The following is a 14,955-nucleotide window of genomic DNA, read 5'->3' as shown; positions in this document are numbered from 1 at the left end:
CGGCTTTTTTTGGGGTGGGTGTAAACGCGCTCAGTCTGCGTAATGCGGGCTGTAGGTCAGGCTTTCAATCCACGCACGAATATCCTTGGGGCGTTCAACCGTGGCCGCACCTTGATCAAAAATAAACTCGGCAATGCGGGCAGCAGACGTAACCGATACGTCCAGAATGTCACTCTGGGGCGGGAACAGGCGGCCCCGGTCGCGCGATGCCGGGTCTACCTGATCTGCCAGTGCGCGGGCGGCCTCAATGACCATGGCATCGGTAATGTGCTTCGGGCAGGTGGCGTAAACGGCCAGTCCCAGCGCGGGGAAGATATAAAAATTGTTGGCCTGACCGGGGTAAAAAATCCGGCCATTCAGGTCCACCTCGGGGAACTGAAGGCCCGCAGCAAACAGCGCCTGACCCTTGGACCATTCATAAGCCTGTTCGGCTGTGCATTCCGCGTTCTTCTGGGGCAGGGAGAGCGGGAAAATAATAGGCCGCTCATTGAGCGTGCTCATTGCTTCCACCACGTCCTGCGTAAATGCTTCACCGCAGGTGGAAACACCGATCAGCACGGTGGGTTTGACCGATCTGATCACGCCCAGCAGATCGCGCGAGGGGGGCATGGGTCTGGCGTAGCGTTTTTGCTGCGGGGTCAGGTCGGTGCGCGATGTTTCAAGCAACCCGTCCACATCCATAAGGGTAATGCGCGCCCGTGCGTCCTGCTCGCTTACGCCTTCCTGCTGCAAGGCGGACACCAGCATATCCGCTGTGCCTAGCCCGGAGGAACCAGCGCCAAGGAACAGAAAGCGTTGCTGAGCCAGCGTTTCGTTCTTGATTTTGAGCGCGGTAATCAGCCCGGCCAGCGTGACAGCCGCAGTCCCCTGAATGTCGTCATTATAGCACAGGGCTTTGTTGCGGTATTTTTCCAGATAATGCAGGGCGTCTGTGCCCTTCCAGTCCTCAAAATGCAGGCAGCAGTTGGGGAAGACATCTTTAACCGCCTCAACAAACTCTTCCACAAACCCGTCCAGTTCCTCCAGTGGCGGAGGTTCGCGGCGCAGACCGAGGTACAGTGGGTCCGCGCGCAGAGCGCTGTTTGTGGTGCCAATATCCAGTTGCACGGGCAGCAGCACTTCGGGCGGTACGGCTCCGCAGGCTGTGTAAAGATCCAGCTTGCCAATGGGAATGCCCATGCCGTTTACGCCAATGTCACCCAACCCCAGAATACGCCCACCCGTGGTGACACACAGGAATCGCACGTTATCCATGGGCCAGTTGCGCAGCACATCCCGGATTCGGCCACGCATGTCCAGACTGATGTACATCCCGCGCGGGCGGCGGTAGATGTGGCTGAACTGCTGGCATACGGCAGCCAGAGTGGGCGCATAAACAATGGGCACAAACTGCGCGGGGTTGGACATGAGCACCCGGTAGAACAGGGTCTCGTTCTGGTCGCGCAGACCGCTCAGGTAAATGTAGCGCTCCAGATTGCTTGGCTTGGCTTCCAAATGCCTGTGGATTCGCTCTACCTGCCGGTCCAGTGTTTCCACCTGTGTGGGCAAAAGCCCTTCCAGCCCGTATTCCCGCCGCTCCGCCTCGGTAAATGCGGTACCTTTGTTCAACAGGGCATTGTTGAGAAGGGCTGTTCCTCTCAGAGTCGGGGCAGAAGGCATGGTAACTCCTTGGCAAAACAAAACCACATCAGGCTAACAGACATGGGTACAACCCGGAACAAGCCCGAGTGTTCCAAACGCCGGAATGGGTTTGTTGTGTTTGCAAGGCAGATGGACGGTGCGTTGGAGCAACAAAAAAGGCGGCCCAAGGGCCGCCTTTCAAGCAATATCGCGCGATAGGCTGAAAATTACAGCTTTTCGACCTGATTGAACTCCAGATCCACCGGAGTGGAGCGGCCAAAGATCGAAACACTGACCTTCAGGCGGCCCTTTTCCTCGTCCACTTCTTCAATAACACCATTGAAGGAGGTGAAGGGGCCATCGGCCACACGAATCTGCTCGCCAACTTCAAAGGTAACAGCGGAGCGGGGGTGCTGCACGCCTTCCTCTGTCTGGCGAATGATCCGCTCTGCTTCTGCTGCGGAAATGGGGGTAGGGCGGTTTTTGGTGCCCAGAAAACCCGTAACCTTTGGCGTATCCTTGACCAGATGCCATGACTCGTCGGTCATTTCCATCTTGATCAGCACGTAACCGGGGAAGAACTTGCGCTCGGCGTTGACCTTCTGGCCACGGCGCACTTCAATCACTTCCTCGGACGGGACGAGAATTTCGTCAATATGGTCGCTCAGCCCCTTCTGTGCCGCGTCTTCGCGGATGTGCTGAGCAATTTTCTTTTCGAAGCCCGAATAGACGTGGACCACATACCAACGCTTGGCCATGCCGTTTCCTCAGCCTCCCAGCCCGAAAAGTTGACGCACGCCGAGACCGATCAACTGGTCAACGACGAAGAAGAAGATGGATGCCAGACCTGCCATGGCCAAAACGGCGCCGGTGGTGACAAACGTTGCGCGGCGGGTGGGCCATGTGACCCGTTCCGCCTCGGTACGCACATCATGCAGGAACTTACCGGGACTGAACGACACGAAGCACACTCTCCTTGTTCCGCCCGACTGCTTGTGCAGATGAGGGCAGGCTTTCAAAAACACCACTCAGATTGTACGATAAAGCCGCATTTTACAGGTGAAAAGCGGAACCTTCCGTACACCACGAGAAAATCTGGCAGGGGTGGAGGGTCTCGAACCCACAACCTCCGGTTTTGGAGACCGGCACTCTAGCCAATTGAGCTACACCCCTGCAGCGTGTCCGCCACGGCTGGGAAAGACCTATAACGGAAACCCGTTCGTCTGACCAGCCACAATCTTGCGGGCATCACAGGAGGCGGAACAAAATATGTTGTGGCTCTAAAGTCAAGTGCCTGTTGCAGATTATTGTAACCGGTCGCGCGGCGGGCGGTAAAAAAAATGCAGGGGGCCTTGCGGCGGCTGTGGGTGATGGATTATAAATATTCCCACTTCGGAGTGCGGGCATAGCATAGTGGTAATGCAGTAGCCTTCCAAGCTACCGAGGAGGGTTCGATTCCCTCTGTCCGCTCCAAGGTTCCCGGCAAAAATTCAAATAGCAGCAGTCTCACCGTTTCGTGAACGTAGCGGATTTTGTGTGGCGGCCTGCGGCGGTTGTGGCGGGTGTTCGCTCTGTTTGAACCCGGCGCTCCTCTGGTGTGTGGGGGTGTTGGTGGGGTTTTTGTCCGGCCATAATCCGCTGTCTTGGGCGGGATGACTAAAATTGGGTTGTTCAGCTAGTTGCGTGGCCGTTGTGGTCATGCTAGAGGCCGCGCCAACAGGTGCATCAAAATCTGGATTCATCGCCTGATGATCTGGGTTGCATCGTTGTCAGTGTGGAATGCCGGCGCGCACAGAAGGAAAGAACCAAAGAGTGGTGGCCTCGGGCGTAACGACAGCACAACCAGTTGCTTTTGCGGCCAACGGTCTAGAAGGCCGTTACGCGATTGCGCTTTATGATCTGGCTGCCGAGCAGCAGCAGCTGGACACCGTGCTTGATGAAGGCGGCGCACTTGCGCGCCTGATTGATGAGAGTGCGCCCCTGCGCACTGTTCTGGAAGACAGGCGCCTGGATATTCTGGTGTCTCGCAAGGCCGTTCTGGCCGTGCTGGAGGCTCAGGGGTTCGGTCAGATTCTTCGTAATTTTGTGGGTGTGGTGGCTGATAACCGTCGCCTGCCAGTTCTGCGTCGGATACTTGCAGCACTGGATGCGCTTGCCGTGGCCCGCCGGGGTGAAGTTGTGGCAGAGGTCAGCAGCGCCGTGGCGCTAACGGCCGAGCAGCGGACCCAGCTTCAGGCCCGTCTGGCCGAGGCCGGTTATTCCCGCATCAATATTCGTGAGCGTGTTGACAGCTCCCTGCTGGGCGGTCTTGTCGTCCGCGTAGGGGCCAAGCTGTATGACGCCAGCCTCAAAACCCGCCTGTTTCGTTTGCATTACGCCATGAAGGGAGCCGCGTGATGGAAATCCGTCCCGCAGAGATTTCGGATATCCTCAAGCAGCAGATTGCCTCGTTTGACAAGGAATCTGATGTGGTCGAAACCGGCACAGTCCTGTCCGTAGGGGACGGTATTGCCCGCGTATTTGGCCTGCAGAATGTCATGTCGGGTGAGCTGGTGGACTTTCCATCCGCTGGCCAGAAGGGCATGGCCCTGAACCTGGAAAGCGACAACGTCGGTATCGTTATTTTCGGTGATGACACCAATATCCGTGAAGGTGACAGCGTCACCCGTTCGGGCATGGTTGTCAGCGTGCCGGTTGGTAAAGGTCTGCTGGGCCGCGTTGTGGACGGTCTGGGTAACCCGATCGACGACAAAGGCCCTCTGACCGACGTTGAGCTGCGTCGTGCGGAAGTCAAGGCGCCGGGCATCATGCCCCGCCAGTCGGTCAGCGAACCCATGCAGACCGGGATCAAGGCCATTGACGCTCTGGTGCCGATCGGTCGCGGTCAGCGCGAACTGGTGATTGGTGACCGTCAGACTGGTAAAACCACCATCCTGACCGACACGATTCTGGCCCAGAAAGGCGTGAACGAGCAGGGCGACGACAAAAAGTCCCTCTACTGCATTTACGTTGCTATCGGCCAGAAGCGTTCCACGGTTGCACAGCTTGTGCGTCTGCTGGAAGAAAAAGGCGCGATGAAGTATTCCATCGTCGTGGCCGCAACCGCATCTGATCCGGCTCCGCTGCAGTACCTCGCACCGTATGCCGCCTGCGCAATGGGCGAATACTTCCGCGATAACGGCATGCACGCCCTGATCTGCTATGACGATCTGACCAAGCAGGCTGTGGCTTACCGCCAGATGTCCCTGCTGCTGCGTCGTCCGCCGGGCCGTGAAGCTTATCCGGGTGACGTGTTCTACCTTCATTCCCGTCTTCTGGAACGTGCAGCCAAAATGTCCGATGCCAATGGTGCGGGTTCTCTGACGGCTCTGCCCGTTATTGAAACGCAGGCTGGTGACGTTGCCGCATACATTCCGACCAACGTGATCTCCATCACCGATGGTCAGATCTTCCTTGAGACCGATCTGTTCTACAAGGGCATCCGCCCGGCTGTTAACGTGGGTGGTTCTGTCTCCCGCGTTGGTTCGGCAGCGCAGATCAAGGCGATGAAGCAGGTTGCAGGCAAGATCAAGCTTGAGCTGGCCCAGTACCGCGAAATGGCAGCCTTCTCCCAGTTTGCATCCGATCTGGACCCGGCAACGCAGAAGATGCTTGCCCGTGGTGCCCGTCTGGTGGAACTGCTGAAGCAGCCGCAGGCTTCGCCTCTGTCGGTTGAAGAGCAGGTTGTTCTGCTGTTTGCTGGCACCCGTGGCTTCCTTGATGGCATTGCAGCCAACAAGGTTGTAGCATGGGAACGTGCTGTGCTGAGCGATGTGCGGAGCGCGGGTAAAGACATTCTGGATACGCTGAGCAAGGAAAAGGCCATCTCCAAGGACCTTGAAGCGCGGCTGACCGAATATCTGACCGCCTTCAACCGCAACTTCGCCGGCTGAGGGAGCAGAAGCACTCATGGCTTCCCTTAAGGAACTACGCGCCCGGATCGGAAGTATCAAATCGACACGGAAGATCACGAGCGCCATGAAAATGGTGGCGGCCGCCAAGCTGCGGCGGGCGCAAGCCAGCGCAGAGGCTGCTCGTCCTTATGCGGCAGCCATGCGCCGTATGCTGGGTGAACTGGCCGGTGCGACCCGGGGAGAGGACGGAGCGCCTCTTCTTTTGGCTGGTACCGGGCAGGACAAGGTGCATCTTCTTGTCCCCATGACCAGTGACCGTGGCCTGTGCGGTGGCTTTAACGCCAACGTGCATCGCCTTACGGTGCAGACCATCCGTCGCCTTCAGTCCGAAGGTAAAACGGTGCGCCTGCTTCCGGTTGGTCGTCGCGCCTTGAACTTTTTTATGCGCGAACATGCGGACCTGATTGTTGATCATGTGATCGGCACAAGTGCAAAGGAAATACCTTTTTCCGTTGCCAGTGGTCTGGGTGAAAAAATCAATGCCCTGCTTGAAGCGGGCGAGATTGATGTCTGCACGCTTGTGTTCAACAAGTTTCGCAATGCGATGACGCAGGTGCCGACATGCCAGCAACTGGTGCCCATGGTTGTGGAAGAAACAGGCAATACGCTTGAAGCTTCCAATGACGTGGCCCAGTATGAGTTTGAGCCTGATGAAGCAACGCTGCTGGCCATGCTGCTGCCGCGTAACCTGCAGGTTCAGATTTATGCTTCGCTGCTGGAAACGGTGGCGGGTGAAAATGGCGCCCGTATGACGGCCATGGATAACGCAACGCGCAATGCAGGCCGCACTATCGATAGTCTGACACAGGTCTATAACCGGACCCGCCAGACCAATATTACTAACGAGTTGATCGAAATCATTTCGGGCGCACAGGCTGTCTGAGCCCGATCGTATGCCCCGCAGGAGCTGACCCATGTCGGATACCACAACCCAGACCCAGGCCCCTGCGGCCACGAAGACCAATGCTGTTGGCCGCATTACCACCATTAAAGGGCCGGTTGTTGACGTGCAGTTCGAAGGTGAACTGCCCAAAATTCTGAACGCGCTGCATGTTAAGCTGGGCGATCAGGTTCTTGTGCTTGAAGTGGCGCAGGAAATCGGCGAACACGAAGTGCGTTGCATTGCCATGGACACGACCGATGGTCTGGTCCGCGGTACGGAAGTGGTTGACACCGGTGCACAGATTTCCGTGCCGGTCGGCCCCGAAACGCTTGGCCGTATTCTGAACGTGATCGGTGAGCCGATTGACGAACAGGGTCCTGTCCAGACCGTACGTCGTGCCCCCATTCATCGCGAAGCCCCCGCTTTTGACGAGCAGGCTGCTGCTTCTGAAATCCTGATGACCGGGATCAAGGTTGTCGATCTGCTTTGCCCCTACCTTAAGGGTGGCAAGATCGGCCTGTTCGGTGGCGCAGGTGTTGGCAAGACCGTTATTATTCAGGAACTGATCAACAACATCGCCAAGGCGCACGGTGGTGTGTCCGTATTTGCCGGTGTTGGTGAACGTACCCGTGAAGGGAACGACCTGTATTACGAAATGCAGGATGCTGGCGTGATCAAGCTGGGCGAAAACGGCACCACCGAAGGGTCCAAGGTGGCGCTGGTGTTCGGCCAGATGAACGAACCGCCGGGTGCGCGTGCCCGCGTTGCACTGACTGGTCTGACCATGGCGGAATATTTCCGTGATGAAGAAAACCAGGACGTTCTGTTCTTCGTCGATAATATTTTCCGCTTTACGCAGGCTGGTTCCGAAGTGTCCGCTCTGCTGGGCCGTATTCCTTCCGCCGTGGGCTACCAGCCCACGCTGGCAACGGAAATGGGTGCTCTGCAGGAACGTATTACGTCCACCAAAAAAGGCTCCATTACGTCCGTTCAGGCCGTGTATGTGCCTGCCGATGACTTGACCGATCCGGCACCTGCGGCAACCTTTGCCCATCTGGATGCCACAACCGTGCTGAACCGCTCCATTGCTGAAATGGGCATTTACCCGGCTGTGGACCCGCTGGACTCCACGTCCCGCGCACTGGACCCGCAGATTGTGGGCGAAGAGCATTATGCAGTGGCTGGTGAAGTGCAGCGTATTCTGCAGACCTACAAGTCCTTGCAGGATATTATTGCAATTCTGGGCATGGACGAACTGTCTGAAGACGATAAGCTGATTGTGGCCCGTGCCCGTCGTATTCAGCGCTTCCTGTCTCAGCCGTTCCATGTGGCAGAAGTGTTCACCGGTGCACCCGGCAAGCTGGTGTCCGTGACCGATACGGTTCGTTCCTTCAAGGCGATCTGTGCAGGTGAATATGACGATCTGCCGGAAGCTGCCTTCTACATGGTTGGCACAATTGAAGAAGCCGTTGCCAAGGCAGAAAAACTGAGGGAGTCGGCCTAATAGCCGGCTTCTGGAGGGAGCACCATTCATGCCAATCCAGATTGAGATAATCAGCCCTGAAAAGGTTCTGGTGTCGCGTGAGGTCGATATGGCCGTTCTTCCGGGTATGGAGGGCGATATTGCCGCCATGCCGGAACACTCGCCCATGATGCTTCTTCTGCGTGGTGGCGTTGTTGCCCTTTACGAAGGGGACAAAGTTACAGATCGCTATTTTGTGGGCGGTGGTTTTGCGGACATTACCCCTGCACGCTGCACCGTTCTGGCGGACAAGGCTGTGCCGGTAAGCGATATTTCCATCGATACGGCAACCGCCCAGCTTGAGGCGTTGTCCGAAGCATGGGACAAGGCGGATAAGACGGATACTTCCCGCCTTGTTGTGTTGCAGGATCAGATTCAGGCCGTGCGGGCGGAAATCGAAGCTGGTAGCGCCAGCTAAGAGTTCTGACGAACCACGCTAAAAAAAGCCACCCATTGGGTGGCTTTTTTTGTGCTTATGGTTTCAGCCACGTCCCTTGTAGGAGGGTACGTCCTGAGCGGGAATCCACACGCCTGCGGGGGCGTCTCCTGTCTGCCAGAACACATCAATGGGAATACCACCGCGCGGGTACCAGTAAGCGCCAATGCGCAACCACACAGGGTTGAGCAGATCGACCAGTGTGCTGGCAATCTGCACGGAGCAGGCTTCGTGAAAGGCGCCGTGGTTGCGAAAACTGGTCAGGAACAGTTTGAGGGATTTGCTTTCCACAATCCATTGGTCCGGCACATAATCCAGCACAATATGCGCAAAGTCCGGCTGACCAGTAATGGGGCACAGGGACGTAAATTCCGGTGCGGTAAAGCGGACCATATAACGCTTGTCCGGGTTGGGGGCCGGTACGCGTTCCAGAATGGCCTCTTCGGGGCTATTGGGAGGGGCAATCTGGCGGCCAAGCTGGGTGAGCGCGTGGCGACCGTCATCCGCTTTGTTCATCGTTTTCTCCATGTGGTGCGGTTTTCTCCGGTGTCCGGTTTGTTGGCGCGTTCGTCAAGTTTCGTGTGTCAGCATATGGGTTCTGTCTGTCTCTTTCTGGCTGGCTGGTGTATGGAGGAAACATGGCCAAATTACCTACTCCAGTCTTTCCCCAGCCACAGCTTGTGACCTCTACAGAGGAACTGGCGGAAGCTCTCAAGCCGTTTCATACCGAGCGTTTTGTTACGGTTGATACGGAGTTCATGCGTGAACGCACGTACTGGCCGGAATTATGTCTGGTGCAGGTGGGCAGCGCGCAGCATGTCGTGCTGATTGATGCGTTGGCGGAAGGTCTTGATCTGGCGCCATTGGCAGCATTGATGGCTGATGCTGCCGTGCTGAAGGTGTTCCATGCTGCGCGGCAGGATCTGGAAATTTTTCTGCATGAGTTTGATGCCCTGCCCACGCCGGTGTTTGACACACAGGTTGCAGCCATGGTTGCGGGTTTTGGGGATCAGGTCGGTTATGACAGTCTGGTCGGTTCGCTGACTGGCCATATGATTGATAAAAGCCACAGGTTTACAGACTGGTCCGCGCGCCCATTGTCAGACGCTCAGCTGAACTATGCTGCGGGCGATGTAACGTGGCTGCGGCTGGTTTATGAAAAACTGGTGCATAAGCTGGAACAGGACAAGCGGATTAGTTGGGTTGGCGCCGAGATGGCGGAACTGGAAGACCCGGCGACCTTCCGCCCTGATCCTGAAAAACAGTGGGAGCGGCTTAAGGCGCGCACGGGCAACCGGCGTATGCTGGGTGTGCTGCGCGCCGTGGCAGCCCTGCGGGAGCGTGAAGCCCAGCGCGTGAATGTGCCCCGCCAGCGCTTGCTTAAAGATGAAAGCCTGCTGGAAATAGCTGCCACGACCCCCGGAACGGTGGATGCTCTTGCGCGTGTGCGTGGTGTGTCCCGCGGTTTGGCAGAAGGTCGTACCGGCATGGCATTGCTGGAAGCGGTCAAACAGGCGCAGGCGCTGCCAGAATCAGAACTACCACGACCGGCACGGGGTAAAGGCAAGGATAACGCGCGCCCACCGGCATCTTTGGTGGCGTTGCTGAAAGTGCTGCTGACGGCCTGTTGTGAAGAGCACGATGTGGCGCCGCGTCTGGTCGCGTCCATGGATGAACTGGAAGCGTTGGCTCTGGACCCGGCCCAGACCCCCACACTGCTGTCAGGCTGGCGTGGCAAAGTATTCGGAGACGTGGCGCAGGCCTTGTGCGAAGGGCGTGTGGCCTTGCAGGTCAAGGGTGGTCGGGTGATCACCGTACCCGGCGAGAGTGTGGCTCCCTAAGGGAGCGCGACTCACGCCGGGCGGAAGCCTGACTTAAAAGCCCATTTCTTCCCACAGGTTGGAAAGCGGGCGGGCACCGTAGTGCGAGATGATTTCAGACGCGGCAACGGACGCCAGACGCCCACATTCCGGCAGGCTGCGGCCAGAGGTCAGACCAGCCAGAAAACCGGCGGCGTAGGCATCGCCCGCACCTGTTGTATCCACCACCTGCGTGGGAACCGGGGCTACGGTTGTCAGTTGCCCATCATGCACAACAACACTGCCAAGGCCGGAGCGCGTCAGGGCTGCAAAGGTTGTGTCCTGCAATGTGCGGCGGGCGGCTGTATCAAAGTTTTCTGTTTCGTACAGCGCACAGATTTCGTCTTCGTTGGCGAACAGGATATCGACATGGTTTTTAACCAGATCAAGGAATGCATCGCGGTGGCGGCCAACGCAGAACGGGTCTGACAGGGAGAGAGCAACCTGACGTCCGTTTTTATGGGCAAGGGCTGCTGCCCGGCGGAAGGCTTCCTGCGCATGGGGGGGATCGAACAGATAGCCTTCCAGATAGATAATGCTGGAAGCAGCAATCATATCGGGCAGGACGTCATCTGGGGTAAAGCAGGTGCAGGCCCCCAGATAGGTTGCCATTGTGCGCTGTCCATCGGGTGTGACCATCACCACGCAACGTGCTGTGGGCAGGTTGTCAAACACCTGTGTGTTCAGCGGGGCGGACGGGAACTGCACCCCGTTATCGCGCAGGTCCTGCGTGAATTTAAGCCCCGCATCATCGCGCGAGACTTTGCCAAGGTACGCCACGCGTGCGCCAAACTGGGCCGCCACAACGCAGGTATTGGCAGCGGAACCACCGCCCATGACCTGCTCGGGGGTCAAGGCCGCTTCAAGCGCGTTGGCCCGGTCCACGTCAATCAGCGTCATGCTGCCGGGTGTAAGCCCCTGCCCTTGCAGGAAGGCGGCGTCCGTACGGGCGAGAATATCGGTGATGGCATTACCAATACCGAGAATGTCGTATTGTGTGTCCTGACCGGTCATGGCGATAAAATTTTTTCCTGAAAAAATGATCTGTGCGGTTGTTTGGCTAGCGCGCTGCCACAAAAAGGGCAACAGTAAGGCGTAAGCAACTTGCGCTGCTTACCAGACGGCTGCCTGAAAGAGAATGTTTTGGGGGAGCTGTGCTGGTGCGTGCGGCGGTTTGTTAATGTGGCTGCTGCCTGAACACAGGCAGCCAGAAAGGCGGGGGATTTTCTTGTTCAAAAGACGTAAGCCTGAAGAGAGTCAGCCAAACACTCAGGCACCCTCTACCGTTCAGCAGGGTTCTGCGCGTCCGGCAGGGGCATCTGGCACTGTTCTTTCGTCCAATGCGGCGGCTCAGGGTAGTTCTGAGGCTGGAACTCCCGTATCGCACTCTGATCATTCAAAGGAAACTTCACCCATGGGTCGTGCACCTTTTCCGTCCGGTTCTTCTCTTCCCGCAGGTGCAGGTATTCCGCCCATGCCTGGTGCAGCCTCCCGTGGTCTGCCTGCACAGATGCAGCCCAAAAAGGACGGGCCGGAGCAGCGTACTCTGGTCGTCGGGCGTGGCATTAGCGTGCAGGGCACGGTGCAGGATGCAGAACGTCTGGTGGTCGAAGGGACGGTCGAGTCCAGCATGATCACGGCTAAGGAACTGGTTGTTATGCCCGGTGGCCTGTTCCGTGGTGGTGTGGAAGTGGAAAATGCTGAAATTGCCGGTACGGTGGATGGCGCACTGACCGCGCGTGGTGGCCTGACCGTGCGTGGCAGTGGCCGCCTGCTGGGTAAAGCTGCCTGCCACCGCCTGAAGGTGGAAGATGGTGGCCAGATTACGGGTCAGCTGGAAATGCTGGCCGAAGGCAGTGCTTCTGCCAAAACAGCCGATAGTGCTGCTGAACCGGTTAAGGCGATCGAAGGCTGATTGTCTGCCTGTGGGCCTGATGGTGGCGTGTTAGCCGCCATCAGGTCACAGGATTTAAGTGGGCCGTGTCAGGCTACACTATCGCGCCGGTCGCGCAGGCGTACATACGCGATTTGCGCATGCTCTTCGCAGTAGGGTTTGCCCGGAATGGGTGTTGCTCCACAAAAATGAAAACCCGGTGTGCCGGGGTCGCCAATTGGCCAGCAGCAGGCCGGGCCACGGCGCTTTTGGGGTTCGGGGTCCGAGATGCTGCGCAACAGCGTTTTGGGCTTGGGGCTGGTACGTGCAGCCGGTGCGGCTTTTTCCTTACGGGCCGTCTTGTCGTCAACCACACTGAGCGCTGGTGTGGCCGTGGGGGCCGCAGGCTGGGCCACAACAGGGGCCGGGGTTGCGGGGGCCACCGGCTGTGCGAGGTGTGCCACAGGGGGCGTGGGTGTGGCTGCACGGCCAACGGACACTTCCGGCGTAGCTGGTGTTGCCGTAGGTTTGTCGGTCTTATCCGCCGCGGCCTTGGGTTTGCTCCCGTTACGGCGGATGGGGGAGGGACGGGGTGGCAGGCCCAGCCTGTGTGCCTTGCCGACCACTGCGTTCTTGGTAATGGAAAGACGCCTGCCGATTTCAGCCGTTGAAAGACCTTCCGCCCAGAGGTCCTTAAGCTGGGCGATTATTTCTTCGGACCACTCCATTAACAGGCACCTTTGAGCATTGCATGGCGGGCTGGCAAAATACCAGTGCTTCTATATTTTCCATATTAGGAGGATGGCCCTCGTATCTCAAGCAGAAAGCCCAAGGTTGGGGTGCTCTGTGGTCTGTTCATGCCTGCGTTGAGCGGGTGGAGCGAGCACTGGTAGTGCTGATGACACGTTATGGGGCTGTGGTATGGGGTTAGCTGTGCACAATATCCAGACCAATATCGAGTGCATGAACGCTATGGGTCAGCCAGCCGAGCGAGAGCACGTCCACTCCGGTCTGGGCAATGGGGCGGGCAGTTTTGAGCGTAATGCCGCCAGAGGCTTCGGCTAGGGCGCGTCCGTCAATCATCTGCACGGCCTGTTCAAGTTGTGGCAGGGACATATTGTCCAGCAGGTAAACATCCGCCCCTGTGCAGGACAGGGCTTCCTCCAGTTGTTCGAGTGTATCCACTTCCAGTTCCACCTTCATCAGGTGGCCAGCATACTGGCGCGCGGATTGCAGGGTCTGGCGTATGTTGCCGCCGCACAGGGCAATGTGGTTGTCCTTGATGAGAATGGCATCATCCAGCCGGAGCCTGTGGCTGCTGCCGCCCCCCGCCCGTACGGCGTATTTTTGCAGGCTTCTTAACCCGGGCAGGGTTTTGCGCGTGCAGGCAATGCGTGCTTTGGTCCCCGCCACGGCCTGCACAATCTGATGGGTGTGTGTGGCAATGCCGCTGAGGTGGGACAGCAGGTTGAGTGCCGTGCGTTCTCCTGCCAGCAGGGCTGTGGCGTTGCCCTCCACGGTGGCCAGCACATCCCCCTGTGCGATTTGGTTGCCATCGTGCTTGACCAGACTGAAGCGCACGGTTGGGTCCAGCATGGCAAAGGCCTGCCGTGCCCCTTCCAGCCCGCATAGAATGCCATTCTGGCGGCTGCGGAAGACCGCGTGCAACTGTTGCCCCGGCTTGGCCAGAGCCTGCGTGGTGACATCTCCCCCAATACCCAGATCCTCCATAAGAGCCATGCGTACAATGGGTTCCCATAACAGCGGGGGGAGATGTAGGCCTGTGGTCATGGTGTGCTCCGGTATGGGGGTCAGATCGCCAGCATCCGCTCGACCGCCATGCGGGCGGGGTGTTGCAGGGGGGCGGGTATGGTGACTTCCGTCTGCATGGTTTCCAGTGCCTGACGGATGTTGGACAGGGTAATCCGCTTCATGTGTGGGCACAGGTTGCACGGGCGTACAAACTGGGTTTGTGGGTATAGTGCCGCCAGATTGTCACTCATGGAACATTCAGTAACCAGCAATACTTTTTGCGGTTTTTTGTGGTCAATAAAGTCGATCATCTGTGCGGTGGAGCCTGCGCAATCCGCTTCGGCCAACACATCTGGCGGGCATTCGGGGTGGGCAATAACGGTTACGCCGGGGTGCAGGCGGCGGTATTGCCGGATTTCCTGCGGGGTAAAGCGTTCATGCACTTCGCAGTGGGCGGGCCATGTTAGCATTTCTATGCCGGTTTCCGCCTGTATGTTCTGCGCCAGAAATTCGTCAGGGATCATAATAACGCGGGATACACCCAGACTTTCCACAACCCGGCGGGCATTGCCCGATGTGCAGCAGATATCACTTTCCGCTTTAACGTCAGCCGTGCTGTTCACGTAGGTGACCACAGGCACGCCGGGGTAACGTTTTTTGAGCGTTCGCACGTTGTCTGCTGTAATGCCCTCAGCCAGAGAGCAGCCTGCCGTGGCATCGGGAATAAGAACAGTTTTATCCGGGTTCAGCAGCTTTGCAGTTTCGGCCATAAAATGCACGCCAGCCATCACCATAACCGAGGCATCCACTGTTTGTGCGGCACGGGCCAGCGCCAGACTGTCGCCCCGGATATCGGCCACGCAATGGAAAATTTCCGGTGTCTGGTAATTATGGGCCAGAATAACGGCGTTTTTTTCCTGCTTCAAACGCATAATGGCTTCAATGTCAGCCGCATAACTGGCTTCCCATTGTTCCCGCAGCATAATGTGGGCAACAGGGCGGTAGAGTTCATCCCTGTTGGTCATGAGTGATGCAGACATGGTTGTATTCCATTCCC

General features: G+C 57.8%; 15 protein-coding genes and 2 tRNA genes. 8 read left to right on the top strand and 9 right to left on the bottom strand.

The genetic code is table 11. The annotated features are described in order from the left end of the window. Positions 1 to 30 precede the first annotated feature (30 nt). The 4 genes from AABE20_RS11730 to AABE20_RS11715 all read right to left on the bottom strand — a co-directional run bounded on the left by AABE20_RS11730 (position 31) and on the right by AABE20_RS11715 (position 2,793). Positions 31 to 1,659 carry an NAD-dependent malic enzyme gene (locus AABE20_RS11730; protein WP_338333230.1) on the bottom strand — a complete coding sequence of 543 codons (1,629 nt, stop codon included), beginning with the start codon at positions 1,657 to 1,659 and terminating at the stop codon, positions 31 to 33. A 188-nt stretch (positions 1,660 to 1,847) separates the two neighbouring features. Further along, positions 1,848 to 2,378 carry a transcription termination/antitermination protein NusG gene (gene nusG, locus AABE20_RS11725; protein WP_086645100.1) on the bottom strand — a complete coding sequence of 177 codons (531 nt, stop codon included), beginning with the start codon at positions 2,376 to 2,378 and terminating at the stop codon, positions 1,848 to 1,850. A 9-nt stretch (positions 2,379 to 2,387) separates the two neighbouring features. Continuing rightward, positions 2,388 to 2,582, bottom strand: a complete 195-nt coding sequence (gene secE, locus AABE20_RS11720; RefSeq protein WP_048854726.1) for a preprotein translocase subunit SecE — start codon at positions 2,580 to 2,582, stop codon at positions 2,388 to 2,390. 134 nt (positions 2,583 to 2,716) lie between these two features. Then, positions 2,717 to 2,793, bottom strand: a tRNA-Trp gene (locus AABE20_RS11715). A 226-nt stretch (positions 2,794 to 3,019) separates the two neighbouring features. Between AABE20_RS11715 and AABE20_RS11710 the strand changes: the two genes are divergently transcribed. From AABE20_RS11710 to atpC, 6 genes are all read left to right on the top strand, one after another. Further along, positions 3,020 to 3,093 (top strand) — tRNA-Gly (locus AABE20_RS11710). A gap of 306 nt (positions 3,094 to 3,399) precedes the next feature. After that, a complete protein-coding gene (gene atpH / locus AABE20_RS11705) occupies positions 3,400 to 4,017 on the top strand; it encodes an ATP synthase F1 subunit delta (RefSeq protein ID WP_338333229.1) in 618 nt (205 codons plus the stop codon). Continuing rightward, entirely contained in the window at positions 4,017 to 5,552 is a 1,536-nt protein-coding gene (atpA, locus tag AABE20_RS11700; protein WP_025825457.1) for a F0F1 ATP synthase subunit alpha, read from the top strand. Before atpH ends, atpA begins: the two co-directional genes overlap by 1 nt. Positions 5,553 to 5,568: 16 nt before the next feature. Further along, the gene (locus AABE20_RS11695) at positions 5,569 to 6,456 is read left to right on the top strand and encodes a F0F1 ATP synthase subunit gamma (protein ID WP_338333228.1); all 888 of its coding nucleotides are present in this window, start codon (positions 5,569 to 5,571) and stop codon (positions 6,454 to 6,456) included. Between the two features lie 31 nt (positions 6,457 to 6,487). Continuing rightward, positions 6,488 to 7,960, top strand: coding sequence for a F0F1 ATP synthase subunit beta (gene atpD / locus AABE20_RS11690; RefSeq protein WP_338333227.1), 1,473 nt, complete (start codon positions 6,488 to 6,490; stop codon positions 7,958 to 7,960). A 28-nt stretch (positions 7,961 to 7,988) separates the two neighbouring features. Then, positions 7,989 to 8,396 carry an ATP synthase F1 subunit epsilon gene (gene atpC / locus AABE20_RS11685; protein WP_165990931.1) on the top strand — a complete coding sequence of 136 codons (408 nt, stop codon included), beginning with the start codon at positions 7,989 to 7,991 and terminating at the stop codon, positions 8,394 to 8,396. Positions 8,397 to 8,459: 63 nt separating this feature from the next. On the opposite strand, the gene queF is transcribed toward atpC, so the two are convergent. After that, the gene (queF, locus tag AABE20_RS11680) at positions 8,460 to 8,930 is read right to left on the bottom strand and encodes a preQ(1) synthase (protein ID WP_338333226.1); all 471 of its coding nucleotides are present in this window, start codon (positions 8,928 to 8,930) and stop codon (positions 8,460 to 8,462) included. 122 nt (positions 8,931 to 9,052) lie between these two features. On the opposite strand from queF, the gene rnd reads away from it, so the two are divergent. Next, entirely contained in the window at positions 9,053 to 10,255 is a 1,203-nt protein-coding gene (gene rnd / locus AABE20_RS11675; RefSeq protein WP_338333225.1) for a ribonuclease D, read from the top strand. 33 nt (positions 10,256 to 10,288) lie between these two features. Here the strand turns inward: rnd and AABE20_RS11670 are convergent, their stop codons facing one another. Then, a complete protein-coding gene (locus AABE20_RS11670) occupies positions 10,289 to 11,287 on the bottom strand; it encodes an adenosine kinase (RefSeq protein WP_338333224.1) in 999 nt (332 codons plus the stop codon). 166 nt (positions 11,288 to 11,453) lie between these two features. Here AABE20_RS11670 and AABE20_RS11665 point away from each other — a divergent pair, with 166 nt between their 5' ends. Continuing rightward, positions 11,454 to 12,188, top strand: a complete 735-nt coding sequence (locus tag AABE20_RS11665) for a bactofilin family protein (RefSeq protein WP_338333223.1) — start codon at positions 11,454 to 11,456, stop codon at positions 12,186 to 12,188. Between the two features lie 68 nt (positions 12,189 to 12,256). On the opposite strand, the gene AABE20_RS11660 is transcribed toward AABE20_RS11665, so the two are convergent. The 3 genes from AABE20_RS11660 to nadA all read right to left on the bottom strand — a co-directional run bounded on the left by AABE20_RS11660 (position 12,257) and on the right by nadA (position 14,938). Beyond that, positions 12,257 to 12,874, bottom strand: coding sequence for a GcrA family cell cycle regulator (locus AABE20_RS11660; protein ID WP_338333222.1), 618 nt, complete (start codon positions 12,872 to 12,874; stop codon positions 12,257 to 12,259). A 199-nt stretch (positions 12,875 to 13,073) separates the two neighbouring features. Continuing rightward, complete coding sequence (gene nadC / locus AABE20_RS11655; RefSeq protein WP_338333221.1) at positions 13,074 to 13,937, bottom strand: carboxylating nicotinate-nucleotide diphosphorylase; 864 nt, start codon at positions 13,935 to 13,937, stop codon at positions 13,074 to 13,076. 20 nt (positions 13,938 to 13,957) lie between these two features. After that, entirely contained in the window at positions 13,958 to 14,938 is a 981-nt protein-coding gene (gene nadA / locus AABE20_RS11650) for a quinolinate synthase NadA (RefSeq protein ID WP_338333220.1), read from the bottom strand. Between the last annotated feature and the right edge of the window lie 17 nt (positions 14,939 to 14,955).

Origin of the sequence: Acetobacter zythi, from assembly GCF_963921165.1 — a bacterium.
Taxonomy (GTDB): domain Bacteria; phylum Pseudomonadota; class Alphaproteobacteria; order Acetobacterales; family Acetobacteraceae; genus Acetobacter.
Note: the sequence above shows the minus strand (reverse complement) of the source record. Positions and strands in the feature narration are given on the sequence as shown.